The organism is Roseovarius sp. D0-M9 (assembly GCF_037083805.1).
In the GTDB taxonomy this organism is placed as follows: Bacteria; Pseudomonadota; Alphaproteobacteria; order Rhodobacterales; family Rhodobacteraceae; genus Roseovarius.
This window is the reverse complement of record NZ_JBAPKZ010000002.1, coordinates 14,525-40,039: the sequence shown is the minus strand read 5'-3', so window position 1 is coordinate 40,039 and position 25,515 is coordinate 14,525. Positions and strand designations below refer to the sequence as shown.

The 25,515-nt window shown below is 64.1% G+C and carries 26 protein-coding genes; 15 read left to right on the top strand and 11 right to left on the bottom strand.

All coding sequences use genetic code 11. From position 1 onward, the window contains the following. Positions 1-142 precede the first annotated feature (142 nt). A complete protein-coding gene (locus tag V8352_RS01900; RefSeq protein ID WP_336422561.1) occupies positions 143-2,356 on the top strand; it encodes a transglycosylase domain-containing protein in 2,214 nt (737 codons plus the stop codon). 86 nt (positions 2,357-2,442) lie between these two features. Here V8352_RS01900 and V8352_RS01895 read toward each other — a convergent pair whose 3' ends face one another. Then, on the bottom strand, positions 2,443-3,063 hold the full coding sequence (locus V8352_RS01895) for an MlaC/ttg2D family ABC transporter substrate-binding protein (RefSeq protein ID WP_336422560.1): 621 nt from the start codon (positions 3,061-3,063) through the stop codon (positions 2,443-2,445). Next, positions 3,053-3,832: an MlaA family lipoprotein gene (locus tag V8352_RS01890; protein ID WP_336422559.1), complete on the bottom strand. Its 780-nt coding sequence runs from the start codon at positions 3,830-3,832 to the stop codon at positions 3,053-3,055. The genes V8352_RS01895 and V8352_RS01890 overlap by 11 nt, the downstream gene beginning before the upstream one ends. A gap of 374 nt (positions 3,833-4,206) precedes the next feature. On the opposite strand from V8352_RS01890, the gene V8352_RS01885 reads away from it, so the two are divergent. From V8352_RS01885 to V8352_RS01870, 4 genes are all read left to right on the top strand, one after another. Further along, positions 4,207-4,668 (top strand): RidA family protein, encoded by a 462-nt coding sequence (locus V8352_RS01885; protein ID WP_336422558.1) that lies wholly within the window; start codon positions 4,207-4,209, stop codon positions 4,666-4,668. Further along, the gene (locus tag V8352_RS01880) at positions 4,665-5,432 is read left to right on the top strand and encodes a glycerophosphodiester phosphodiesterase family protein (protein WP_336422557.1); all 768 of its coding nucleotides are present in this window, start codon (positions 4,665-4,667) and stop codon (positions 5,430-5,432) included. The genes V8352_RS01885 and V8352_RS01880 overlap by 4 nt, the downstream gene beginning before the upstream one ends. 98 nt (positions 5,433-5,530) lie before the next feature. After that, positions 5,531-6,736, top strand: a complete 1,206-nt coding sequence (locus tag V8352_RS01875) for a GNAT family N-acetyltransferase (RefSeq protein ID WP_336422556.1) — start codon at positions 5,531-5,533, stop codon at positions 6,734-6,736. Next, complete coding sequence (locus V8352_RS01870) at positions 6,733-7,029, top strand: 4a-hydroxytetrahydrobiopterin dehydratase (protein ID WP_336422555.1); 297 nt, start codon at positions 6,733-6,735, stop codon at positions 7,027-7,029. The genes V8352_RS01875 and V8352_RS01870 overlap by 4 nt, the downstream gene beginning before the upstream one ends. 123 nt (positions 7,030-7,152) lie before the next feature. Here V8352_RS01870 and V8352_RS01865 read toward each other — a convergent pair whose 3' ends face one another. Then, positions 7,153-7,641, bottom strand: a complete 489-nt coding sequence (locus V8352_RS01865) for a peroxiredoxin (protein WP_336422554.1) — start codon at positions 7,639-7,641, stop codon at positions 7,153-7,155. A 106-nt stretch (positions 7,642-7,747) separates the two neighbouring features. Here V8352_RS01865 and V8352_RS01860 point away from each other — a divergent pair, with 106 nt between their 5' ends. Continuing rightward, complete coding sequence (locus tag V8352_RS01860; RefSeq protein WP_336422553.1) at positions 7,748-8,956, top strand: NAD(P)/FAD-dependent oxidoreductase; 1,209 nt, start codon at positions 7,748-7,750, stop codon at positions 8,954-8,956. Then, positions 8,953-9,507, top strand: a complete 555-nt coding sequence (gene rsmD / locus V8352_RS01855; RefSeq protein WP_336422552.1) for a 16S rRNA (guanine(966)-N(2))-methyltransferase RsmD — start codon at positions 8,953-8,955, stop codon at positions 9,505-9,507. Before V8352_RS01860 ends, rsmD begins: the two co-directional genes overlap by 4 nt. A 13-nt stretch (positions 9,508-9,520) precedes the next feature. On the opposite strand, the gene V8352_RS01850 is transcribed toward rsmD, so the two are convergent. After that, positions 9,521-9,919, bottom strand: coding sequence for a hypothetical protein (locus V8352_RS01850; RefSeq protein WP_336422551.1), 399 nt, complete (start codon positions 9,917-9,919; stop codon positions 9,521-9,523). A gap of 81 nt (positions 9,920-10,000) precedes the next feature. Further along, the gene (locus V8352_RS01845) at positions 10,001-11,278 is read right to left on the bottom strand and encodes a glycerate kinase type-2 family protein (protein WP_336422550.1); all 1,278 of its coding nucleotides are present in this window, start codon (positions 11,276-11,278) and stop codon (positions 10,001-10,003) included. 139 nt (positions 11,279-11,417) lie between these two features. Here V8352_RS01845 and V8352_RS01840 point away from each other — a divergent pair, with 139 nt between their 5' ends. The 8 genes from V8352_RS01840 to V8352_RS01805 all read left to right on the top strand — a co-directional run bounded on the left by V8352_RS01840 (position 11,418) and on the right by V8352_RS01805 (position 18,862). Then, the gene (locus V8352_RS01840; protein ID WP_336422549.1) at positions 11,418-11,795 is read left to right on the top strand and encodes a fluoride efflux transporter FluC; all 378 of its coding nucleotides are present in this window, start codon (positions 11,418-11,420) and stop codon (positions 11,793-11,795) included. After that, a complete protein-coding gene (locus V8352_RS01835; RefSeq protein WP_336422548.1) occupies positions 11,792-12,835 on the top strand; it encodes an RluA family pseudouridine synthase in 1,044 nt (347 codons plus the stop codon). Before V8352_RS01840 ends, V8352_RS01835 begins: the two co-directional genes overlap by 4 nt. Next, positions 12,832-13,506 carry an HAD-IA family hydrolase gene (locus V8352_RS01830; protein ID WP_336422547.1) on the top strand — a complete coding sequence of 225 codons (675 nt, stop codon included), beginning with the start codon at positions 12,832-12,834 and terminating at the stop codon, positions 13,504-13,506. The genes V8352_RS01835 and V8352_RS01830 overlap by 4 nt, the downstream gene beginning before the upstream one ends. Beyond that, complete coding sequence (locus V8352_RS01825; RefSeq protein ID WP_336422546.1) at positions 13,503-14,222, top strand: ATP12 family chaperone protein; 720 nt, start codon at positions 13,503-13,505, stop codon at positions 14,220-14,222. The genes V8352_RS01830 and V8352_RS01825 overlap by 4 nt, the downstream gene beginning before the upstream one ends. Positions 14,223-14,417: 195 nt before the next feature. Further along, positions 14,418-15,437: an amino acid ABC transporter substrate-binding protein gene (locus tag V8352_RS01820; protein WP_336422545.1), complete on the top strand. Its 1,020-nt coding sequence runs from the start codon at positions 14,418-14,420 to the stop codon at positions 15,435-15,437. Positions 15,438-15,570: 133 nt separating this feature from the next. Next, positions 15,571-16,785, top strand: coding sequence for an amino acid ABC transporter permease (locus V8352_RS01815; protein WP_336422544.1), 1,215 nt, complete (start codon positions 15,571-15,573; stop codon positions 16,783-16,785). Position 16,786: 1 nt separating this feature from the next. Then, positions 16,787-18,085 (top strand): amino acid ABC transporter permease, encoded by a 1,299-nt coding sequence (locus tag V8352_RS01810; protein ID WP_336422543.1) that lies wholly within the window; start codon positions 16,787-16,789, stop codon positions 18,083-18,085. A 12-nt stretch (positions 18,086-18,097) separates the two neighbouring features. Next, on the top strand, positions 18,098-18,862 hold the full coding sequence (locus V8352_RS01805) for an amino acid ABC transporter ATP-binding protein (protein ID WP_336422542.1): 765 nt from the start codon (positions 18,098-18,100) through the stop codon (positions 18,860-18,862). A 55-nt stretch (positions 18,863-18,917) separates the two neighbouring features. Here the strand turns inward: V8352_RS01805 and V8352_RS01800 are convergent, their stop codons facing one another. The 6 genes from V8352_RS01800 to V8352_RS01775 all read right to left on the bottom strand — a co-directional run bounded on the left by V8352_RS01800 (position 18,918) and on the right by V8352_RS01775 (position 25,491). After that, positions 18,918-19,547 (bottom strand): ferredoxin, encoded by a 630-nt coding sequence (locus tag V8352_RS01800; protein WP_336422541.1) that lies wholly within the window; start codon positions 19,545-19,547, stop codon positions 18,918-18,920. Next, complete coding sequence (gene argB, locus V8352_RS01795; RefSeq protein WP_336422540.1) at positions 19,544-20,404, bottom strand: acetylglutamate kinase; 861 nt, start codon at positions 20,402-20,404, stop codon at positions 19,544-19,546. Before argB ends, V8352_RS01800 begins: the two co-directional genes overlap by 4 nt. 68 nt (positions 20,405-20,472) lie before the next feature. Continuing rightward, entirely contained in the window at positions 20,473-21,126 is a 654-nt protein-coding gene (yihA, locus tag V8352_RS01790) for a ribosome biogenesis GTP-binding protein YihA/YsxC (protein WP_336422539.1), read from the bottom strand. Next, positions 21,126-21,875 carry an MOSC domain-containing protein gene (locus V8352_RS01785; RefSeq protein ID WP_336422777.1) on the bottom strand — a complete coding sequence of 250 codons (750 nt, stop codon included), beginning with the start codon at positions 21,873-21,875 and terminating at the stop codon, positions 21,126-21,128. Before V8352_RS01785 ends, yihA begins: the two co-directional genes overlap by 1 nt. Beyond that, complete coding sequence (gene yidC, locus V8352_RS01780) at positions 21,869-23,701, bottom strand: membrane protein insertase YidC (protein WP_336422538.1); 1,833 nt, start codon at positions 23,699-23,701, stop codon at positions 21,869-21,871. Before yidC ends, V8352_RS01785 begins: the two co-directional genes overlap by 7 nt. Before the next feature lie 236 nt (positions 23,702-23,937). Continuing rightward, complete coding sequence (locus V8352_RS01775; RefSeq protein ID WP_336422537.1) at positions 23,938-25,491, bottom strand: putative bifunctional diguanylate cyclase/phosphodiesterase; 1,554 nt, start codon at positions 25,489-25,491, stop codon at positions 23,938-23,940. Positions 25,492-25,515 lie beyond the last annotated feature (24 nt).

The window sequence follows — 25,515 nt, the reverse complement described above, 5'->3', positions numbered from 1 at the left end:
ATTCGACCACCACGCACGACGCGGCGCCCTTTGCTAAAATGCGCCGCATTCGCGCGCCCTCTCTACATTGTGGCCAAACTGGGCTAGCCTCACCGGATACCAAGGGGTAAAAGCCCCAGTAATCGGGCCGGGCAGGGCAAGCATGAGCAATTCAGGACGGCGAAAGCCACCATTGGTGGCCGAGAAACGCAAATCCAGGGAAAAGGCGAAGCCGGCGGCCAAGCCGCGCAAGAGCCGTGCCCGCGCTCCGGCGCGGCGGCGCGGCGGCAATTTCCTCACGCGTGGAATTTTCGGCTTGCTCAGTTGGACATGGCGCATCGTCTGGGGCATCGGCTGGCGGCTGACGGCGATCATGGTGCTGATCGTTGGCGCTGCGGTGGGATATATCTATACCACACTGCCCGAGGCGTCCGTGCTGCTGGATGGGCGCGCGCGCGGCTCTGTCACGCTGCTTGACCATGAAAGTGCCGTCTTTGCGTGGCGCGGCGATCAGTTTGGCGGGGCGGTCAATGCGGGCCTTGTGTCGCCGCACCTGCGCAACGCTGTGATCGCCACCGAGGATCGCCGTTTCTATCTGCATCCCGGCATCGACCCGATCGGCATTGCCAGCGCGGTCCGCATCAACCTCAGCGAGGGGCGCGGGCCACTTTCGGGGCATGGCGGATCGACCCTGACGCAGCAGACGGCCAAGCTGCTTTGCCTTGGCCGCGAGTATGTCGAGGCCGAGTGGGAGAGCCAGTCCGCCTATGAGGCCGATTGCCGCCGTGGATCGCTGGCCCGCAAGGCCAAGGAGGCGGTCTATGCGATGGCGATGGAGGTGAAATACACCAAGGAAGAGATCCTCTCGATCTACCTCAACCGTGCCTACATGGGCGGCGGCGCCTATGGTGCCGAGGCTGCTGCGCAGCGCTTTTTCGGCAAGAGCGCGGCGCAGGTGAACCCCGCCGAGGGTGCGATGCTGGCGGGACTTCTGACCGCGCCTTCGACACTGGCGCCGACCACCAATATCGCGCGTAGCCAGAACCGCGCGGCGACGGTCATCCGCCTGATGCGCGATCAGGATTACCTGTCCGAGTCCGAGGCCGCCGTGGCGCTGGCGGCCCCAGCGGAATTGTCCGAGGCCGCCGAGCGGCAAGCGGGAGGATATTTTGCCGATTGGGTCATGTCGTCCGGCCCCGAGTTCTTTACCCGCGATACCACCGAGGATGTCATCATCCGCACCACGCTGGACCAGCGCATTCAGCGCGCCGCCGAAGAGGGCCTGAACGCCGTGCTGGACGAAAAGCTGCGCGAAGGATCCAAGGCGCAGGCCGCTGTCGTCGTGATGAGCGCGGACGGCGCCGTGCGCGCGATGGTGGGCGGGCGCCAGACAAAGGCGACGGGCGGCTTCAACCGGGCGACGCAGGCCAATCGCCAGACCGGCAGCAGCTTCAAACCCTTTGTCTATGCCACCGCGCTTGAACTGGGCTATTCAAGTCGGGATACCGTGATGGACGAGGCTTATTGCCTCAATATCGCGGGCTCGGGCCAGTGGTGCCCCGGCAATTACGACAACCGCTTTCACGGTCGCGTAACGCTGGCGGATGCGCTTGCGCAATCCTACAACATCCCCGCCGTCAAGGTGGCGCAAAGCGTCGGACTTGATCTGGTGCGCAAGGTCGCCAGTGATTTTGGGATCGAGAGCGATCTGGCCGCCGGCCCCGCGCTGGCGCTGGGTGCGTCCGAAAGCACACTGATCGAGATGACGGGCGCCTTTGCGGGCATCCTCAACGGCGGCTCATCGGTCACGCCTTACGGCCTTGTGGAGCTGAAGCTCCTCGGAGAGAACGAGGCGGTCATGGGCGCGGGCGGCGGCATTGGCGAGCGGGTGATCCGCGAGGAGGCCGCGCGCGAGCTGACATGGATGATGAGCCGCGTGATCGAGGAAGGCACCGGCACGCGGGCCAAGCTTTCGGGGCGCGAAGCTGCGGGCAAGACCGGCACGACACAAGCGGCGCGCGACGCCTGGTTCCTGGGCTTTACCGCCGACTACGTGGCTGGCGTCTGGATGGGATATGACGACAACACGCCGCTGACCGGGGTTACCGGCGGCGGTCTGCCGACCGAGATCTGGCGCGAGGTGATGCTGCGCGTCCATGATGGGATGCCTGCGACGTCTTTGCCGATGACGGTGCCCCAAGCGCCGGAACCCGAGCAACCGGCGCCGCAACCCCAGGTGCAAAACCGTGGTCAGGGCAATCAGGGAAATCAAGGGTTTCAGCGCGAGCAGGGCTGGCAGGGCAGCCAGACGGCGCCGGCGCCGGACAATCGCGAGGGTCCGATCGGCAACATCTTGCGCCGGCTGCTGGGCGGCTGACGCGCGGCTCTGGCTTCGGGCCACAACGCAAAACGCGCAGGCCCATAAGGGCCCGCGCGCGTCACGGCCAAAGCCAAATACGTTGCTTATCCCGCTTGGCGCAGGTCCGCGATCAGCGCGTCGATGTTGCCCTGCCGCCGGTCCAGCATCGAGCCCACTTCCGTTCGCTCGCTCAGGCGCAGGCTGATGCCCTCGATCACCATGTCAAAGAACAGATCGCGCCCGGACCGGCCCGAGACCAGAAACCGCACATCGAAGGGCGTTTGGCCGCGCAAGTTCACGCGGGCCTGCACCTCGTGCCAGGATTTCACCTGCGCAACACCCAGCACTTCGATCTGCCCGCCTTCAAACTCCTTGAACCGCTTGCCGTATTTGCGGGCGATATAGCCACGGAACGCTTCGGTATAGGCTGCCAACTGGGCGGCGCTGGCGCGGTTGGCATCCGCACCCAGTGTGCTGCGCGCAATCAGATCGACATCCGCATACCGGCGAAAGATGCCCTCGAAGTTGCTGATCATGCTGCTCAGCGATTGGCCCGATGCGATGACGCCGTTGATCTCTGCCACCAGCTTGTCGACGAGCGCGCGGGCGCTGGCGTCCGTTAGGGCCAGTGCGCCCCTCGGAAGGGCGGCGACCAGGGCCGCGCTCAGGCCGGCGGCCATCAGGCTGCGGCGCGTCAGGCTGCGACGTGTAAGGTTATTGGTCATAGGGATTCTCGAAATCTGCGCTGATGGCCCCGCTCGATGGCGTGCGGGGAGTGGTGTCATAAGGGTCGAGATAGGTATCGCTGCCCGAACTTCCCAGCCTGAAACGGCGATTTTGCAGATAGCTCGACTGCGTGACCGCATAGCTGTCTGCACTTTCATAGAGCACGGAGTCGATCGTATCACCGAACCGCCCGCGTGCGCGAAGGCCCCGGCCTGCCCGGGCGCCCAAGGCATAGTAGACCCCGTCGTCCTCGATCACATATTCCAGCGGGTTGATGAACAGATCGACGACGCGGCCCGCTGCGGCGCGGCTGGTCGCGGGGCCAAGAACCGGCAATTCCACGTAAGGCCCCTCATGCACGCCCCAAGTGTAAAGGGTCTGGTCGAAGTCCGCGTCGGTGCGTTCGGGCATGCCCAGATCCGATGCGACATCGATCAGCCCGCCAAGGCCAAGCGTCGAGTTGACCAAAAAGCGGTAGAAATCCGATGTCATGCCAACGCCATTGCCCTGTAGCGCGCTGTTCACCATGGCGCCCGGCAGCGAGAGGTTGGTCGAGAAATTGCTGACCACCGTTTCCACATCGTCAGGCATGAACGCCCTGTAGCCCATCGCGACCGGGCGCACGACGGCGCGGTCCAGCGACTTGTTGAAGTCGTGGTTTTTCCGATTCGACTGCTCATAGGGATCATAGGGTGCGGCGCGCGTGACGGCGGGATCAGGCTGATGCCCGCAAGCGGCGACGAGAGCGAAGAGAGCAACGGCGATCATGGCGCGCGGTGCGAAATTGAGGGAAATACGGGTCACCGGATCACTTTCAGGGCAGTTGTCAGGGCGAGTTAGCCGGGCAGTATTTAATGCGATGAAGGCTTTCCGGCAGGTGGCAGTCAATCGAATAAGAGGAACGTTGCACAAATGCGACGCACTCCATGCGCCACGCAAGACCATCCCCAAAATGCTCAATTACATTTTTCGCCGCTTGCTGACAAGTGGAGCGGCCGTTTGGCCCATGATCAGGGATGCCCCGCGTGGTCTCGCCCGGACATGGGAGCACATGTGCCGAATTTGGCGTTTTCATCCTGTGCGACAGGCGTTAGCGTCCGCGCACCGGGCACAAAGGATCCGGGCACAAAGGATCAAGGCTTATGGGAAATTACGAGACGAAACTGGCCGAAATGGGCATCACCCTGCCGGATGCACCGGCCCCCGCGGCAAACTACGTTCCCTATGTTCAGGTGGGCGACATCCTCTATGTGTCGGGCCAGATTTCGCGCAACGAAAGCGGCCTTTTGACTGGCAAGCTGGGCGCGGATCTGGACACTGCCGCTGGCGCCGATGCCGCGCGCAGTTGCGCCATTGCCCTTCTTGCGCAGGTCAAGGCGGCCTGCGGCGGCGATCTGGATCGGCTCGTGCGGGTTGTCAAGCTGGGCGGGTTCGTCAACTCTACGCCTGAGTTCACCGAGCAACCTCAGGTGATCAACGGCGCGTCCGACCTGCTGGGCGAGGCGCTGGGCGAGGCGGGCAAACACGCGCGCGCTGCCGTCTCGGCCGCATCCTTGCCGCTGGGCGTGGCGGTCGAGATCGAAGGCGTGTTCCAGATCAAATGATCCGCCTGGACCCTGCTTTTCTGAGGGTGCCGCTGGCGCACCGCGCGCTGCATGTCCCCGGCTCGGACCGGACCGAGAATTCGCGCGCGGCCATCGCGGCAGCGATCGCGCATGGCTATGGCATCGAGATCGACGTGCAGATGTCGTCGGACGGCGTTGCCATGGTGTTTCACGATGACGAGCTCGACCGGCTGACTGATGACACAGGGCCTGTTCGCGCGCGCAGCGCGGCGGGCCTTGCCGCTGTCCGGCTCAAGGGGCTGGACGAGGGGATTCCGACGCTGGCCGAGGTGCTGAGCCTTGTCGCAGGTCGCGTGCCTCTTTTGGTCGAGGTCAAGGACCAGCATGGCCAGATGGGCCAGACGGACGGCACGCTGGAGGCGGCTGTCGCCCGCGATCTGGCGGGTTATGACGGGCCGGTGGCGCTGATGTCGTTCAATCCCCATTCGGTGATCCGGCTGGCGGATCTGGCGCCGGACATCCCGCGCGGCATCGTCAGTTGCGATTACGCGGCCGAGCATTGCCCGGAGTTGCCCGCAGATGTTCGGGACCGCCTGCGCGCGATCCCCGACATGCAGGCCGCGCGCGCCAGTTTCATCAGCCACCAGTGGAATGATCTGGACAGGCCCCGCGTTGATGAACTGAAGTCGGCGGGCATCGACGTGCTGTGCTGGACCATCCGAAGTGAGGAGGCTGCGCGCGCATCGCTGAAGATTGCGCAGAATATCACGTTCGAAGGGTATCTGCCGGATCTGCCCGCTTGAATTCGGGCCTGCCGGCCACAGTTAATGGCCGGGCGCAGGTATATGATACTGGGCAAAGGTAGATACCGCTAGATTCCGCGCAGCAGGACATATCCTCCATGACCGAGACGAGCGAAATCACCATACGCGCCCATGGCGATCTGAGCGGCATCAGCGCAGGCGACTGGGATGCTTGCGCCTGCCCCGAAGCATCTGGCCCGGATGCGCCGGATGGTGCCCGGCCCAGCGACCCCTTTACCACCTACCGTTTTCTCAAGGCGCTGGAGGATAGCGGCTCGGTCGGGCCGGGCACGGGGTGGCAGGCGCAATATCTGACCGCCGAACAGGGCGGACAGATGATCGCCTGCGCGCCGCTCTATGCCAAATCGCATTCGCAGGGCGAATACGTCTTCGATCACGGCTGGGCCGATGCCTACCGCCGTGCGGGCGGCCGCTATTATCCGAAATTGCAGATCGCAGTGCCCTTCACGCCGGTCGCGGGCCGCCGCCTGCTGACCCGGCCCGGCCATGAGCAGGTGGGACGCGCCGCGCTGGTGCAGGGCGCCGTCCAGATTGGCGAGCAAAACGGCCTGTCGTCCCTGCATACCACCTTTTGCACGGAGGCCGAGGCAGAGGCGGGCGCCGAGATGGGCCTGATGCGGCGCACTGGCCAGCAGTTTCACTGGATCGACGCGGGATATGGTGATTTCGACGGCTTTCTTGGCGCGCTGAGTGCGCGCAAGCGCAAGAATATCCGCAAGGAGCGGCGCACCGCCCAGAGCTTTGGTGGAGACATCGTGCAGCTGACCGGCGACGATATCCGCCCCGAGCATTGGGATGCCGTCTGGCAGTTCTATCAGGACACCGGCGCGCGCAAATGGGGCACGCCCTACCTGACGCGGCAATTCTTCGACATCGCGCAAGAGACGCTGCGAGACGACATTCTGCTGATCTTCGCCATGAACGGCGGTGTGCCTGTTGCGGGCGCGGTGAACTTTATCGGCGCCTCGGCATTATATGGCCGTTACTGGGGCTGCATGGAGGACCATCCGTGCCTCCATTTCGAGCTGTGCTACTATCAGGCGATCGACTACGCGCTGGCCAACGGCCTTGCCCGTGTCGAGGCGGGCGCACAAGGAGAACACAAGCTGGCGCGCGGCTATCTGCCTGTGGCGACCCACTCTTTGCACTGGGTCCGCGATCCGGGCTTTGCAGAGGCTGTGGCACAATATCTGCGCGCCGAGGGCGCGGCGGTAGAGGAAGACATAGAAATTCTGACGTCCTACGGGCCGTTCAGAAAGGGACAGAAGGAAGATCAGGAATGACCGAAAAACTCAGCGACACCGCCCGCACCACGATGATCGAACCCCTGCTGACGGCCGGTTGGTCGATGGTCGAGGGGCGTGATGCGATCACCAAGGAGTTCAAGTTCGCGGATTTTGCCGATGCGCTGGGCTGGATGGTCCGCGCGGGCGTCTGGGCCGAAAAATGGAACCACCACCCTGAGTGGAGCAATGTCTACAACACCGTCAACGTCACGCTGACGACCCATGATGTCGATGGGCTGAGCACATTGGATGCCAAGCTGGCGCGCAAGATGGACAACCTCGCCCAGTAAGTGCGCGCAGGCGCTGGCCCGCAATGCCAAAGGCGGCCCGACATTACATCGGGCCGCCTTTTTTGGGCCGGGCTCTTGGGGATTTTTACCAAGAATAAGCCGAGGCCGCGCAGAGTGAGGCGATTACATCGCGTCCAGCAGGCCCTCGCCAGCCGAGACATCGCACAGGCCGGGGTTCTCTTCCTCGTTGAGGACTGTGACGGTGCCATCCTCGACGAGCATGGCATAACGCTTGGACCGCGAGATGAGGCCTGCGCCCTCATTGGTGAAATCCATGCCCATCGCCTCGGTGAAGGCCGACATCGGATCGCCCAGCATTGTGATGCCGGCCGCGGTCGCGCCGGTCACTTCGCCCCATGCGCCGGTGACAAAGGGATCGTTGACCGTGACGCAGATGATCTCATCCACGCCCTTGGCGTCGAATTGATCCTTGGTGCGGATGAAGCTGGGCACATGCGCGTTGTGGCACACGCCCGTAAACGCGCCCGGAACGGCAAAGATGACGACCTTGCGCCCTTCGGTCAGCTCGGCCAGATCGACCGCCTCAGGGCCGCTCTTGCCCATACGCGTGAGGGTGGCCGAGGGAAGCTTGTCGCCAATGGAAATGCTCATGATGGGAGTCCTTGTCTGTTGTTTGGGTCGGGTGTTTGCTCTGCGATATGATCGGGATATAGACTGCGGGGCGGTGAGGCCATGCAAAAAGATCGGAACGTAGGACATGCCGGATATTGTCGTGGTGGGTGCGGGGCAGGCGGGCGCGTCGCTGGTCGCGCGTCTGCGCAAGGATGGCTTTGAGGGCCGCATCACCCTGATCGGTCAGGAGCCTGCGCTGCCCTATCAGCGTCCGCCGCTGTCCAAGGCGTATCTTTTGGGGGATATGGAGCTGGAGCGCCTCTATCTGCGGCCCCGTCATTTCTACGACGAGGCGGGTATTGATCTGCGCCTCGGGGCCAGTGTGGATGCGATCGACCGCGCGGCCCGCACTGTGCATGTAGGCGGCGAGGCCATCCCTTATGACACGCTGGTCCTGACCACGGGATCCGCGCCGCGCCGCCTGCCAGCCGCCATCGGCGGCGATCTGGAGGGGGTGCATGTGGTGCGTGATCTGGCCGATGCCGATGCGATGGGGCCGCGCTTTGGCCCCGGTGCGCGGGTGCTAATCGTCGGCGGCGGATATATCGGCCTCGAGGCGGCGGCGGTCGCTGCCACGAAGGGCCTGCAAGTCACGCTGGTCGAGATGTCGAGCCGCATCCTCAGCCGCGTGGCCGCGCCCGAGACCTCGGATTTCTTTCGCGCGCTGCATTCCGAGCACGGCGTCGATATCCGCGAGGGTGTCGGCCTCGAAGCGCTGACCGGCGAGGGGCACGTGAGCGGCGCGCGCCTGTCGGATGGCAGCACGCTGGACGTGGAGTTCGTCATTGTCGGCGTCGGCATTGCGCCGGGCACCGCGCTGGCCGAGGCGGCGGGGCTGGAGATCGACAACGGCATCGCTGTCGATGCGATGGGCCGCACCAGCGACCCGGCGATCTGGGCGGCGGGCGATTGTGCGTCCTTTCCCTACAAGGGCGCGCGCCTGCGGCTGGAGAGCGTGCCCAACGCCATCGACATGGCCGAATGCGTGGCCGAAAACATCATGGGCGCGGATCGCCCCTATGTGCCAAAGCCGTGGTTCTGGTCGGACCAGTATGAGGTGAAGTTGCAGATTGCGGGCCTAGGCGCGGGCTATGACCGCATCGTGACGCGCCCCGCGCTGGCGGCGCGTTCGGTCTCGTTCTGGTATTATGCCGCAGGCAAGCTGCTGGCGGTGGACGCGATGAACGATCCGCGCGCCTACATGGTGGGCAAGCGCCTGATCGAGGCTGGCAGATCGCCCGATCCGCAGGCCGTGGCCGACCCGCAGGTCGACTTGAAGTCGCTTCTGGCATGAGGATCATCGCCGGAGAGGCGCGGGGCCGCCGCCTGGCCGCACTGGGCAAAGGGGATGCGCAGGCGCAGTTGCGCCCCACCTCCGACCGGGTGCGCGAGAGCCTCTTCAACATGCTGGCAAGTCTCGATGTGATCGACGGCGCCGAAGTGCTCGACCTTTTCGCCGGGACGGGCGCTCTGGGTCTCGAGGCGCTGTCGCGCGGGGCCGCCGCCGCGCGGTTCGCCGAAAACGGGCGCGTGGCGCTGGGCCTTCTGGAGCAGAACATCACGCTGACAGGCGCTGGCGCACGCGCAACGATCCTGCGCCGCGATGCGACCAGTCTGGGGCCGGTGTCGGGCGCGCCAGCGACGCTGGTTTTCCTCGATCCGCCCTATGGGCGGCAGATGGGCGAAGCCGCGCTGGCATCTGCCATCGCGGGCGGCTGGATCGCGCCCCGTGCGCTCATCGTCTGGGAGGAAAGTGCAAACATCCTGCCGCCCCGCGGAATGATCCAAAGGGATCGGCGGCGCTATGGCGACACGCAGATCACGTTGTTGGAATGGCAGGGTTGATGGCCGGGCGGCATCATTCAACGAGGTTACGGCCCTCGATCACGTCAAAGGGATAGAGCTCGCCACCCCGCACCCATGCATAGCCCGAATCGGTCTGCAAGACCGCGTAGGGTGTCCAGCCGACGGCGTCCCAAAAGCTCTCGAAATTGCCTGTGTCGGGATTGACCCGCCATTTGCCAGTCAGGGCATCGCCATCTTGCGGGTCATAGACCGTGGTGCCGTCGGGCCCGAAGTAGGATTTGTAGCGCACACCGTCCCAGACGCCTTCAGCGGTGTTTCCGGTCAGCAATTGCTCAAGCTCGGCAACGCTCATGTTCGTCTCTTGTGCCACAAGACCGCGGGATTGTGCGCCCAGCAGGAACGCGGCGGTGACAGCCGTGGCAGCGGTGGCCAGAAAAAAACGGCGAAACATGGCAGTGTCTCCTTCGGTAGGCCGGATCGGCAGCAAAATCCGTCGGGTCCAACTACTTACTTAGCCTGAAATCGCCGGAATTCAACTTTCTGGCTCTACGCGCGGCTGGATCAGGATCACCCGGAAGTCGTTCACATTGGTCAGGGTCGGGCCGGTCACCACCTGCGCGCCCAGCGTGCCAAAGAAGCCATGCGCATCGTTGCGCGCCAGTGCCGCGCCCGGATCGGCGCCGCATCGGGCGGCGTGTGACAGGGTATCCGGCCCGATGAGGGCGCCGGCCACCTCGGCGGCGCCATCCACGCCGTCGGTGTCGCAGGCGATTGCATGGATGCCGGGCGCAGCATCCAGCGCGACGGCCAGTGCCAGCGCGTATTCGGCGTTCGGCCCGCCGATGCCATCCCCGCGCCGGGTCACCGTCAACTCGCCGCCCGACAGCAGGACCAGCGGCGCGGCGCCTTGCTGCATCTCGGCTTGGGCCTTCAGCGCAAGGCGGGCGTGATCTGTTGCGATGTCACGGGCCTCGCCCTCGATCGCATCGCCAAGGACGCGCGCGGTCATGCCTGCGCCCCGCGCCAGATCGGCGGCAGCGGCGAGCGATTGCGACGGCGCCGCGAAGATGAGGTTTTGCGTGCGCCCAAGGCGGGCATCATCCGGCGCGATGGCGTGGCTGGCCCCATTCAGCACGGCGCGCACCGAGGGCGGCACATCGATACCATACTGCGCAAGAAGGGCGGCGGCGGCCTCGGCCTTGCCGGCCTCGCCGACCGTCGGGCCAGATCCGATGGTGCCGGGGTCATCTCCGGGCACGTCCGAGATCATCAACGCCAACATGCGCGCGGGATAGGCGGCGGCGGCCAGCCCGCCCCCCTTGACCCGGCTCAGATGCTTGCGCACCGCATTCATCCGTCCGATGGGCGCGCCCGAGGCCAGAAGGGCCTGATTGAGCGCCTGCTTCTCGGCCAGCGTGATATCACCTGCCGGCGCGACCAAGAGCGATGAGGCCCCGCCCGAAATTAGGGCGAGCACGAAATCATCTTCGCCCAGTCCGCTGAGCAGATCCAGCATGCGCGCGGTCGCCTCGACGCCCGCCGTATCCGGGACAGGATGCGCGGCCAGCGCGATTTCGACGCCCTTGCAGGGGCGGCCATAGCCATAGCGCGTGATGACCAGCCCCTCGCAGGGGCCCCACGCCGCCTCGACCGCCTCGGCCATGCGCGCCGATGCCTTGCCCGCGCCGATGACGACAACGCGGCCAGCAGGGCGCGGCGGGAGCACGGCGGCAAGGCTTTGCATCGGGTCGGCTACGGCCACGGCGCGGTCAAAGAGGCGGCGCAGCAGCGCCTCGGGGGTCTCGGTCATCAAGGGGGCCTTTCGCCGGATCGAAAGCCGCGATGTTAGCCGTCCCAAGCCGCGAAACAAGACGTTTCGCACGCCCCGCGCCCCCGCGCGGGCCCGTCGCCACCTTGACAACCCAGCGGCGCCGCGCGACAGAGCGCGCATGGCCATGACCTATCTCTCGGTCGCCCTCGGCGGCGCAATCGGCGCCAGCCTGCGCTATGGTGCAGGGCTGTGGGCGCTGCGCATGGCACAGCCCGGCTTTCCGCTGGCTGTGCTGGGCGTCAACGTGATTGGTTCGTTCCTGATGGGCGCCTTTGCGGTCTGGTCGCTGGAGCGGGGCCATGCGGCCCTGAACCCCTTCGTGATGACCGGGATCCTTGGCGGCTTTACCACGTTCTCGGCCTTCTCGCTCGAGGCGTGGACGCTGATCGAGCGGGGGCAGATCGGGGCGATGCTGGCATATGTTGCCCTGTCGGTGGGGCTGTCGATCGGGTCGCTTGCGCTGGGCGTTTTGATGATGAGGGGGGTGCTGTCATGAGCGGCGTTCAGACGATCTATGTTTCCAAGGACGATGCGGATCAGCGGCTGGATCGCTGGCTGCGCCGCCAGTTCCCGCATCTACAGCAGGGCCGCATCGAAAAGATGTGCCGCAAGGGGGATCTGCGGGTCGATGGCGGGCGGGTCAAGGCCGCGACCCGTCTGGAAGCGGGCCAGACCGTGCGTATCCCGCCGCTGCCCGATCCCGCCGAGGCCGAGGCCCGGTCGCGCGCCCATGTCACCGATGCCGATGCCGCGATGATCCGCGCTTGCGTCATTTACCGTGATGACCACGTCATCGCGCTGAACAAGCCGCCGGGCCTGCCGGTGCAGGGCGGCTCGAAACAGTCGCGCCACGTCGATGGTCTGGCCGAGGCGCTGCGCTTTGGCCTTGAGGAAAAGCCGCGCCTCGTGCACCGCCTCGACAAGGACACCTCGGGCGTTCTGCTGCTGGCGCGCACGCGCGAGGCGGCCAAGGGGCTGACCGCAGCGTTTCGCCACCGCAACACGCGTAAACTCTATTGGGCAGCCGTCGCTGGCGTGCCGACGCCGCGCATGGGCACGATCAAGTTCGGCCTCGTCAAGGCGCCCGGCCACGGCGCCAAGGGCGAGGGCGAGAAGATGCACGCGCTGCACCCGCGCGACGTGGACAGCACCCCCGGCGCGAAACATGCCACCACCGATTATGCCGTGCTTGAGGCGGCAGGCAGCCGCACCGCATGGTGCGCGCTGGTCCCCGTGACGGGCCGCACCCACCAGCTGCGCGCGCATATGGCCGAGTTGGGGCATCCAGTCGTCGGCGATGGCAAATACGGCGGCTCGGGGCAGGAGAACCTTGGCGATGGCTGGGGCGCGCAACTGGGCGGCGACATCTCGAAGAAGCTGCACCTGCACGCCCGGTCGCTCAAGATCGAGCATCCTGTCACGCGCGCCATGCTGCATATCACAGCGCCGCTGCCACAGCACATGCAGCACACCTGGGACACCTTCCAATGGACGCCCTCGGAGGTGCCGGCCGATCCCTTCGAGGAGATGGAATGACTCTTCGCCTCGTGATCTTCGACGTGGATGGCACGCTGGTCGACAGTCAGGGTGATATCGTCGCCTCCATGCACCACGCCTTTGGGGAGGTTGGCGCGCCCGTCCCCGAGCGCGCGGCGATCGTTGGGATCATCGGCCTGTCGCTGGACGTGGCGATGGCGCGGCTGGCGCCCGATCTGAAGGCCCGCGATCACGGCGCGCTCGTCGAGGCCTACAAGCGCAGCTACATGAGCCTGCGCGCGCAGGCGGGGGCCGCGCAATCCTCGCCGCTCTTTCCAGGCACGCGCGAAATGCTGGCAGAGCTGTCGGCGCGCGACGATCTGCTGCTGGGCGTTGCCACGGGCAAATCGCAGCGCGGTCTGGACAAGCTGATCGAGGGGCACGGCCTGCACGGCCTCTTTGTCACACGGCAGGTCGCCGACCATCACCCGTCCAAGCCGCACCCCGCAATGCTGCACGCGGCGCTGGACGAGACGGGCGTGGCCGCAAGAGACGCGGTGATGATCGGCGACACGACATACGACATGGACATGGCGCGCGCAGCGGGTATCGCCACGATCGGTGTGCCTTGGGGCTATCACCCAGTGGACGACCTGAAGCCGGACCACCTTCTGAAGGATTGGGCGGACCTGAACACATGTCTTGGTCGGCAATGGGGGGTGCCTGCATGAGCGAATGGGCGGCAAAACGGTTCTGGACCGAGGCGACGGTGACGCAAGGCGAGGATGGCTTTGGCATCGCTCTGGACACGCGGCCGGTCAAGACCCCGGCCAAGGCCGCGCTCATCGTTCCGACGCGCCCGCTTGCCGCCGCGATCGCGGCCGAGTGGAACGCCGTCGCCGAGAAGATCGACCCGCGCGACATGCCCATGACCCGCTCGGCCAATGCCGCATTGGACAAGGTGGCCCATCAGCACGCCGAAGTGGCCGACATGATCGCCGCTTATGGCGAGACGGATCTGCTGTGCTACCGCGCGACCACGCCGCAGGAATTGGTGCTGCGCCAGTCCGAAGAGTGGGATCCGCTGCTGGATTGGGCCGAATCGGTCCTGCATGCGCGGCTGCGCCCCGTGCCGGGCATCATGCCTGCGCCACAGGACGATGCGGCGATGCAAAACCTGCGCATGTTGGTGCATGCACAAGGTATTTTCGAGCTGACGGCATTGCATGATCTGGTTGCGCTTTCGGGGTCACTGGTCTTGGGGCTGGCGGCACAGAAAAAGGCGCGGCACCCCAGTGAACTATGGCAAATCTCGCGCCTCGACGAAGCATGGCAGGCCGAGGTTTGGGGCGCTGACGAGGATGCCGAGAAGCTGGCGGCCATCAAACGCGCCGCATTCCTGCACGCAGAGGAATTCTATTGCCTCGCCAGTGAAAAATCCGCCTGAAATCGGACGTATGACGCTAGGTAACCGGGCAAGGTGACGCATCATTTTTCGTCATGCGGCTCTTGACCTTTTGGAATGAATCCTCGCAAAATTCGATCCACTCGGGGGGAGAAGCCCTCTGTGTTTTGCTTTGGCCCGCGATGGGCCAAATGAACCACTCTGGCTGAACGAGTGGAAAATCAGGAAGAGGTAAACATGAAAAAATTCGTAATTCTTGGGGCGATGACAGTTGCCGGGCTCTCCGCCGGTGCAGCTGCTGCTGCGACCCTTGACGACGTCAAGGCGCGCGGCAAGCTGAACTGCGGCGTGACCACCGGCCTCGTCGGCTTCGCCGCGCCCGATGCAAATGGCGAGTGGCAGGGCTTCGACGTGGCGATCTGCCGGGCCGTCGCTGCCGCTGTTCTGAGTGACCCGAACGCAATCGAATTCGTTCCCACAACTGGCAAGACGCGCTTTACTGCGCTGTCCTCGGGCGAGGTCGACATGCTGGCGCGTAACACCACCTGGACGCTCAGCCGTGACGCCGATCTCAAGTTCGAGTTCGTCGGCACCAACTACTACGATGGCCAAGGCTTCATGGTTCCCAAGGCGCTGGACGTCAGCTCGGCCAAGGAACTGGATGGCGCGACCATCTGCGTGCAGACCGGCACCACGACCGAGCTGAACCTTGCTGACTACTTCCGCAAGAACAACATGGAATACGAGCCCGTTCCGATCGAGACCAACGCGGAAGGCCAGCAGCAGTATCTGGCAGGTGCATGTGACGCCTACACGACCGACATGTCCGGTCTGGCATCCACACGCGCGACTTTCGAGGCACCCGGCGATCACGTCCTGCTGCCTGAAATCATCTCGAAAGAGCCGCTCGCACCGCTGGTCCGTCATGGTGACAGCGAGTGGGGCGATGTCGTTCGCTGGACGCTGAACGCACTGATTGCTGCCGAAGAACTGGGCATCACCAGCGCGAACATCAACGAACTGTCCGCCGAAGCCGGCGACGCGCCCGAGGTCAACCGGATCCTTGGCACCGAGGGCAACCTCGGCGAGATGCTGGGCCTCGACAATGAGTGGGCCAAGCGCGCCATCATGGCGGGCGGCAACTACGGCGAGATCTTCGAAAAGAACATCGGTGAGAACAGCCCCATCGGCCTTGCGCGCGGACTGAACGCGCAATGGACTGACGGCGGCCTGATGTATGCGCCCCCGCTGCGCTAAGATCGACCCTACGGGCGCGGCACTTGCCGCGCCCTTCGACTTTTCCAAGAAGTTTCCAAAATAAAACCCGCGTCATGCGAGGGATGGACCAACCGTCCCCGCCCAGTAGCGCCGGGAAAATCAGGGAAGTCACATGAGCACAGTTACCGACCCCGACAAGGGCGGATTCCGCGTCTCGAAACTGTTGAGCGATACGCGCTACCGCGCCATCACGTTTCAGGTCATCGCCGCGATTGCCCTGTTTGCCGTCTTCTTCTATCTGGGCCGCAATCTTATCAGCAACCTCCGGGCTGCCGGTCTGAACATATCCTTCGGATTTCTCGAAGATACGGCAGGATACGATGTCGGCCAGGCGCTGATCCCCTATTCCAGCCAGTCGTCCAACTGGCAGGCCGCCAAGGTCGGTATTCTCAACACCATGCTGGTGGCCTTTCTGGGCTGTATCACGGCAACGATTTTCGGCGTGATCGCGGGCGTTCTGCGTCTCAGCAAGAACTGGATCGTCTCACGCCTCATGGCCGCTTATGTCGAGGCGTTCCGCAACGTGCCGGTCCTGATCTGGATCCTCATCATTTACGCGATCATGACTGTTTCGCTGCCCTCGCCGAGTGCGTTCCGGGGGGATGAGCCCGACAGCACGATGCTCTTCGGTCTCTTCGCCTTCACGAACCGGGGTATATACATCCCGAATCCTATCTGGGGGCCGGGCTCGTTGATTGTCGTGGGCACGTTCATTGCCTCCATCATCGGCATGTTCGCCTACCGCTCCTACGCCAAGAAACTGCTGTTCGACACCGGCAAGCTGCTGCCCATGGGCTGGCCCTCGGTGCTGATCCTGCTGCTTCCGACGATCTTGATCTTTTTCGTTCTGGGCAGGCCCATCGGCCTCGATATTCCTGCCCTCACGGGCTTCAACTTTTCGGGTGGGATCAAGGTCGGCGCGCCTCTGATCGCGCTGTGGTTCGCCCTGTCGATCTATACCGGTGCCTTCATTGCCGAGAACGTGCGCGCAGGCATTCAGGCCGTGTCACATGGCCAGACCGAGGCGGCAGCCGCCCTTGGCCTGCGCCCGCGCCGGATCATGAACCTTGTGGTTCTGCCGCAGGCGCTGCGTGTCATCATTCCGCCGCTGATCTCGCAATATCTGAACCTGACCAAGAACTCGTCTCTGGCCATTGCGGTCGGATATGCCGATGTGACGGCGACGCTGGGCGGTATCACGCTGAATCAGACGGGCCGCGCCATCGAATGTGTCCTTCTCTTGATGCTGTTCTATCTCGCGATATCGCTGGCGATTTCGGCGATCATGAACGTCTACAACAACTCCGTTAAGCTGAAGGAGCGGTAATATGTCGGACATGCACGCAGAATCCGTCGCCTTCGTCCGCGACACCGCCATTCCCCCAGCCCCCCCTCCCGTCGCCGAGGCCGGAGCCGTGAGATGGGTGCGCACCAACCTGTTCAGTTCATGGGCCAATGCCCTGATGACGGTTGCATCACTCTACGTCATTTACTTGATCTTTACCGCGATCTGGCCGTGGCTCAGCAATGGCATCTGGGAGGCTCCCAGCCTGTCGGCGTGCCGCGAGCTGCTGCAAGGTGAGGTCGGGGCATGCTTTGCTGTTCTGACCGAGCGTTGGAACCAGCTGCTCTTTGGATTCCAGTATCCAAGGGACCAGTATTGGCGTGCCGGTCTCGCCTTTGTGCTGCTCTTTGCGGCTATTGCACCCGTCATGTTCTTCAAGCTGCCGCGCAAGCTGCTGATCATCACGGCGCTCTATCCCTTTGTTGCCTACTACCTGATCTGGGGCGGCACGATCCTGATCCCTCTGGTTGCGATGGCCGGATTTGTCGTGGGATATCTCGCCTACGCGCGCCTCGTCAAAGGCAACTTTGCCGCCGGTTTCTTTGGCGGTATCGCAGCGGCTGCGCTGACGTGGTGGATAGGCGGCATGATCACCGATGCGATCGCCCCGGCAAACCCGTGGATGCAGGAAGTACCATCGCGTCAGATGGGCGGCTTCATGTTGAACCTTATCCTGGGGGTGGTTTGCGTGTCGCTTTCTATCCCGCTGGGGATCTTGCTGGCGCTGGGGCGGCAGTCGAACCTGCCGCTGATCAAGGGCATCTGCGTCGTCTTCATCGAATTCATCCGGGGCGTCCCGCTGATTACCTTGCTCTTTGTTGCCAACGTGGTGCTGGCCTATTTCCTGCCGCCCGGCACGAACTTCGATTTGATCCTGCGCGTCATCATCATGATCACGATGTTCGCCTCGGCCTATATCGCCGAGGTGATCCGGGGCGGCCTCGCGGCGCTGCCCAAGGGACAATATGAGGCGGGCGATAGCCTTGGCCTCGATTACCCTCAGGCGATGCGGCTGATTATCCTGCCTCAGGCGCTCAAGATCTCGATTCCTGGCATCGTCAATATCGCCGTGGGCCTTTTCAAGGACACCACTCTGGTTTCGGTCATCTCGATGTTCGATCTGGTCGGCATGATTCGGGGCCCCATTCTGGCGTCGACCGAGTGGAACGGCGTCTATTGGGAACTCTTCGGCTTTGCCGCGCTGCTCTTCTTCGTCGTCTGCTACGGCATTTCGCAATACTCACAATGGTTGGAGCGTCAGCTTCAGACCGATCATCATTAAGGGAGATCTCTCATGGCCGAAGCTCAAATGAAGGTCTCGGACGAAGTCGCCATCTCGATCCGCAACATGAACAAGTGGTATGGCAGCTTTCATGTGCTGCGCGACATTGACCTGACGGTGAACCGGGGCGAGCGGATTGTCGTCTGCGGGCCATCCGGCTCTGGCAAGTCTACGCTGATCCGCTGCATCAACGCGCTGGAAGAGCACCAGAAGGGCACCATCGAGGTGGACGGCACCACGCTGTCCTCGGATCTCAAGAATATCGACAAGATCCGCAAGGAAGTCGGCATGTGCTTTCAGCACTTCAACCTCTTTCCGCATCTGTCCATCCTCGAGAATTGCACACTCGCCCCGATCTGGGTTCGCAAGGTGCCCAAGGCCGAGGCGGAGAAGACCGCGATGCACTTCCTGGAAAAGGTGAAGATCCCCGATCAGGCCGACAAGTATCCGGGCCAGCTTTCGGGTGGTCAGCAACAGCGCGTGGCCATTGCCCGCTCGCTCTGCATGAGGCCGCGCATCATGCTCTTTGACGAGCCGACATCAGCCCTCGACCCCGAGATGATCAAGGAGGTGCTCGACACGATGATCGAACTGGCCGAGGAGGGGATGACCATGATCTGCGTCACGCATGAGATGGGATTTGCCCGGCAGGTGGCCAACCGCGTCATCTTCATGGACCAAGGCCAGATCGTCGAACAGAACGAGCCCGAGGAATTCTTCAAGAACCCCAAGTCCGAGCGGACCAAGCTGTTCCTGAGCCAGATCCTGGGTCACTGAACCGGTTCTTGCCGTGCGCCTCAGACGGCCCTTCGGGGCCGTTTTCCCTTGCGGCTCAGCGGTGAAAATAACTCATGTGAAACGCCGATTGTTCAGGCTCGCGGCCAAAGCGCTGCGAGACCGGGCAAGCGCCGCGGGCCTTGCAGCCCCCGCCGAGGCAGTCAGCGCCGCCGGGCGTGTCCAGATAGCCGTGGCAGGCGGCCACGTCATAGCCCCGCGCGGCGCTGAGCGCATCGACCGGGCAGGCGCTCATGCAGGGCTGATCTGAGCAGGTCACGCATGGGGACGCGCCCGTGGCAGGCAGGGCGACGTCCTCGGCCAGCCGTAACGCCCCGCGATAGGACACCCAGAGGCCCGCCGTGTCATGCACCAGCATGCCTGCCGGGCTCTGCCATGCGCGGCCCGATTGGGTGGCCCACCGCAGAAACGGCAGATAGGGCGGCCCGCCAAAGGGAAAGAGCGCCTCACCGTGAAATTGCTCTGCCAGCGCGCCGATCACGCGCAGCGACCAGCGATCAATCGGATCGGGCGCGCCATCCTGCCACTCCGGGCTGGCCTTCAGTGCGGTCCAGAAGCTGCGCGCAGGCCCGAGCAGGATCACCGTGCTGCCCTCCTCGCGCACGCCGCCCATCACATCCAGATGCACAGCCGCTGCGGCACCTGAAATAGCGGTGTAGCGCGTCATGCGCGGATCATCGAGCCCGCGCCGTGATCGGTAAACAGCTCCAGCAGCGGGGCGTTGGGCACGCGGCCATCGAGGATGACGACCGCCCGCACACCGCCTGCAATTGCCTCGAGCGCCGTCTCGGTCTTGGGGATCATCCCTCCCGAGATCGTGCCGTCGGCCGTCATGGCGCGCACCTGATCGGCCTTGAGATCGGTGATGACATGGCCCGCCGCATCGCGCACGCCGTCCACATCCGTCAAGAGCAGCAGCCGGTCCGCCGTAAGTGCGGCGGCAATGGCCCCGGCCATCGTGTCACCATTGATGTTGTAGGTCTCGCCGCCCTTGCCGGCGCCGAGGGGCGCGATGACAGGGATCGCATCATCCTTGAAGAGCGTATGAAGGATGCCCGGATCGACCTTGGATGGCACGCCCACCAGCCCCAGCGCGGGATCGGCGGGATCGCAGATCACCAGATTGGCATCCTTGCCCGACAGGCCCACTGCCCGGCCCCCTTGGGCGTTGATCGCCTGCACGATCCGCTTGTTGACGCGCCCCGAGAGGACCATCTCGACGACTTCCATCGTCGCCTCGTCCGTCACGCGCTTGCCGTTCACAAAGTTGGATTTGATCGCCAGCTTTTCCAGCATTTCGTTGATCATGGGGCCACCGCCGTGCACGATCACGGGGTTCACACCGACCTGCCGCATCAGCACGACGTCGCGCGCAAAGGTCTCCATCGCCTCGTCGTCGCCCATGGCGTGCCCGCCGAACTTGATGACGACGATGGCGCCGTCATAGCGCTGCAGGTAGGGCAGGGCCTCGCTGAGTGTGCGGGCGGTCGAAATCCAGTCGCGGTTCATGTCACGTCGCTTCATCTGTTGGTCCTCGGGGCCTGACTATCAAACGCCCGTCCCCCGCTTGCAAGGGATCACGCCTGCCACGATCAGACGAGACCAGCAATCGTGGCGCGCAGGGTGGCAATGCCGTCACCCTTCTCGCTCGAGGTTAGGATCAACTCGGGGAAGGCGGCGGGGTGGCGCTTCAACTCGCCGCGCACCTGATTCAGGATCGTCTCAAGCTCGGTGCCGCGCAGCTTGTCTGCCTTGGTCATGACGACCTGAAAGGTGACGGCAGAGCTGTCGAGGAGGCTCATGATCTCGTGATCGACCGGCTTGATCCCGTGGCGGGTGTCGACCAGCACGAAGGCGCGGCGCAGGTTTTGGCGGCCCGAAAGATAGCGCTTGAGCAGGGCCTGCCATTTTTCGACCACAGGAAGCGGGGCGTTGGCATAGCCATAGCCCGGCAGGTCGACCAGATAGTGGCTGTCCGCGAGGGTGAAGAAGTTCACCTCCTGCGTGCGTCCGGGCGTGTTGGAGGCCCGCGCGAGCGCCTTTCGGCCCGTCAGCGCATTGATCAGGGTCGATTTGCCCACGTTCGAGCGTCCGGCAAAGCACACTTCGATCCGGTCCGCCTCGGGCAGACCCGACATGGCAACGACACCCTTGAGAAAGTCGGTCTCACCGGCAAAGAGGATGCGGCCACGCTCGGATGTGATTTCATCCGGCTCGGCGGCAACGGGAAAGGGTAGCGCATCCATCAGATTATCTCCGCCGTGTCGCCCACGGCGATCATGCCGCCGCGCGTGACCACACCGTAGAGGCCAAATTCCTGATGACCAAGCTTTTGCAGCGCGCCCAGCGTGTCGGCATCGCGCGCGCCCGTGGCGGGGTTTGCAGCGGTGGCGCGGCAGCGAATGATCGCCTCGCGCAGCTCCAGCTCGGCCGTGCCGATACGCAGGGTGCGGCCTACCCATGCGCGCTCGGCCCAAGGCGCTGGCCCGTTGAGGTGAATGTTGGCGCGCCACCGCAAGGGCGACAGATCCTGGCCTAGCCGCGCGGCCAGATCCTGGCCCGAGGCGAGATTGATGATGCTGATCGACGCGAACGCCGAGTCGGTCATGCCCTGATCCGGCGCGCGCAGGACGCGCGCGGATTGCGCGCGATCCTCGGGCATCAGGGGGCGCACCCAGTCCAGAAACGCCGCCGCGTCCTGATCGGGATCGAACGTCAGATCGTCCCGCTGTGGGTGGCGCAGTGTCACGGTGCCCGCAGCCTCGTCAGAGGTGGTGGAAATCGCCATCAGCTGCGGCGCCTTGGCCCCGCGCGAGAAGTTGTGGCAAGGCGCCCAGGCACGTCCATCCGCCTCGGGCTGGGCCGCATCATGTGCGACGGCCCAGCGGCGATCCCACGGCATTGTGCATCCCTCAGTCAACTGGACGCGGTCCAGCGCCTCAAAGCCATGCCCCTTGATCGGGTGACGCCAGAGGGCTGCGACGGATGTCACGATTTGTCGCTCTTGGGCTTGGTCTCTTTCGCGGCCGCGTCATCGCTCTTGGGCTTGCGTTTGAAACCCTCGATGATGTTGCCAAAGACGTCGGGCTTGTAGCCTTGTGTCCGCATGATCGCATACTGCTGCGCGAAGGTGATCGTGTTGTTCGCGATCCAGTAGATCACCAGGCCGCTGGCGAACTGCCCCAGCATGAACATGAAGACCCACGGCATCCAGGCAAAGATCATCTTTTGCGTCGGATCGGTCGGTGTCGGGTTCAGCTTTTGCTGAAGCCACATCGACACGCCAAGCAGGATCGGCAGCACGCCAAGCGACAAGATGGCCAATATCGAATCGGGGTTTGGCGCCGCGAAGGGCAGCAGACCAAAGAGGTTCAGGATAGACGAGGGGTCAGGCGCGCTCAGGTCTCGGATCCAGCCGAACCAAGGCGCATGACGCAGCTCGAGCGTGACGAAGATCACCTTGTAGAGCGAGAAGAAGATCGGGATCTGCAACAGGATCGGCAAGCAGCCCGAAGCGGGGTTCACCTTCTCGCGCTTGTAGAGCTCCATGATCGACTTCTGCATCTTCTGCTTGTCGTCGCCGGCCTCTTCCTTGAGCTTTTCCATCTGCGGGCCAAGTTCTTTCATCTTGGCCATCGAGACGTAGGATTTATACGCAAGCGGCAGCAGAAGCGCCTTGATCAGCAGGGTCAGGCCAATGATCGCCCAGCCCATGTTGCCAATCATCTGGTTGAGGTAGTGCAGCACCGCAAAGATCGGCTTGGTCAGGAAGAAGAACCAGCCCCAGTCGATCGAATCGAGAAATCGATCGACGCCGTTCTCGTTCTGATATTCGCGGATCGTCGCCCACTCCTTGGCGCCCGCAAAGACCTCGAGACGGGTCGATGCGCTGGCGCCGGGGGCGACGGTCTGGGTCGGCATGCGCGCGGTCGTCTGATAGATGTCGCGGCGGCTGTCGCGCAGCGTGGTCACGTTGAAACCGCCAGTGTCGCGCGGAATCAGCGTGGTCATCCAGTATTGGTCGGTGAGACCGGTCCAGCCGTCCTGCTCGACCGCGGTGGTCTTGACCCCTGACATGGGGTCGAAATCATCGTAATCCGTCTCGGTCAGCTCACCATCCGCCATGCGGATGCCGCCCTCGTGCAGGATGAAGAAATTCTTGAGATCGGGCGGCAGACCATGGCGGGCCAGAATGCCGTAGGGCGCCAGAGACACGGTAGCGTCGCCGGTATTCTCGACCGATTGCTCGACGTTGAACATGAACTTGTCATCGACCGAGATCACGCGCGTGAAGGCGAGCCCTGCACCGTTGTCCCATGTCAGTGTGACCGGGCTATCGGGCGTCAGTGTCGCGCCGTTCTCGACCTGCCAGATCGTGTTGGCCCCCGGCACCAATTCGGGGTCCAGCCCCGAGCCTGGCGCCCAGCCAAAGAGGGCATAATAGGGCTGATTGCTGCCGATCGGTGACAGCAGATTGACGATCGGCGAGTCCGGCTCGATCGTCTCGCGGTAGTTCTTGAGTGACAATTCGTCGATGCGTCCGCCTTGCAGAGAGATGCTCCCCTCCAGGCTGGGCGTGTCGATGGTGACGCGCGGGGCGTCCGCGGGGCCGGGCGCCTCGGCGCTGCCCGTGGCTGCGCCAGTGTCGTCGATTGCACCGGGCGTGGCGGCGATTTCGCCGCTTTCGGTCCCCGATTGCTCGGTGACCTCCGTGGGCGGCGTCTCGGGGGCCTCGGGTGCAGGGAACAGAACGAACCACAACATGATGACGAGGAAACTCAGCGCCGTGGCGAGAATTAGGTTCTTGTTCTGATCATCCATTCCGGGCTGCCACTCATCTGTTAGGGTGTCCCGTTCCCGGCGGGCCAAGGAGGCTCCGGGCGCGGGCTACGCGCAACTGCTACTGACCCAAGATATGCGATCGCGGCGGCATGTGGGCTGCCAGCGGTCCGGATGCGCCTCGGGATTGTCTTCGGGAGGGTTCAACAGAGTGCGGCCCCAAAGGTCAAGGGGATTCCCGGTGCGACATGGCGCGCAGCGCCCGATTCGGGGGCATTTCAGCCGATTTGGCGGCCGATACGGGGTGGCGCCTCCAGCCGTGCGAGATGCCGGGTGACCCATTCGATGGTCTGATCCAGAGGGATCGGCCGGCCAATTCCGTATCCCTGCACGTGCCCGCAGCCCAGTTGCGCCAGGATCGCATGCTCTCCTGCCGTCTCAACGCCCTCGGCCAGCGTGGCCAGGCCCAGCAGGTCGGCCATGGTGAGGATGGCCGAAACCATGCGCTGCTGCTCGGGGTCGCGATCGATCTTCATCACAAAAGAGCGATCTATCTTGAGGCGTTGCACGTCGAACCGCCGGATGGACGAAATCGAGGCATGACCTGTGCCGAAATCATCCAGATCAATGGGGCAGCCCAGATCCGACAACCCGGCGATGTTGCGCACGACAGTATCATCCGGCGACAGCGCCACGACAGTTTCGAGGATTTCGACGTTGAGGCGGTGCGCGGGCAGGTTGAAGCGGTCAAGCTCCCACTCGATCTTCTTCACGAGGCGCGGATTGCGCAGCTCTTCGGGCGAGAAGTTGACGCCGACTTGCGGCACATCGAGGCCGGCCGCGTCCCATGTCTTGATCGCCGAGAGGGCATTGTAGAGGATCACCTCGCCCAAGCGCTCCATTGCGCCGGCCTGTTGAAGGATGGGCAGAAATTCGGCTGGCGTGATCAGGCCACGTTCGGGATGGGTCCAACGCGCCAGCGCCTCGAATCCGCTGACCCGTCCGGTATCGGTGCATATCTGCGGCTGGAACCATGGCTGGATCTGGCCATTTTCCAGCGCGCCCGTCGCGGCCCTGACCAGGTCGGGTCCGGCATTGAGGGCCGGTGCCTTCATGTCGCGGCTGAAGGCACGCATGGACGAGGGGCCATGGCGCCGCGCCTCGGCGAGCGCGGTCGTGGCGCCCTTCATCAGGCCGATGCCGGTCGGCTCCGGCGCGGTGGTATCCAGCGCGAGACCGACCGAGGCGGTCACATAGAGAACGGTGCCGTCGATCACCACCGGCTCTTCGACGGCACCTTGCAGGCGCGTTGCGAGCTGAAGCATCACGCCCAGATCCAATTGCCGCACCGGGGCGACGCAGACGGCCAGCACGTTGTCCTCGATTCGGCGCACGGTGTCGCGGGCGCGCATGACCGACGCGACGCGGCCCGTCATGCGGGTCACCAAATCGTCGCTGGTGGCGGTGCCGAACCGTTCGCGCATCGGTGCGAATTCGTCCAGTTCCAGCAGGATGCAGCCAGTGCGCCGCGACGTCGCGATCGCCCGGCGCACGGCATCATCCATGATGTGCTCGAAAGCGGTCTCGTCATCGTCATCCCGGGCGCTGAGAGGGCCCTGAGATGCCGGGCGGTTCAGACCCGCCCAGAAGAGGTAGACGGAGTATCCCACCGCCAGCAGAAGGAGCAGCCATTCGCTGCCCAGCCAAAAACCGGCCAAGACGATTGCCGGAAACAAGGTGAGGCCCAACGGGCCGGCCAGCACCGGGCGCACCAAAGCCGGGCGCAGGAACGCCATCATCCTGAAGATGGTTGAGGTGAAATCAGACAGCATCCGGCAAACCCTTCGAGACCGACA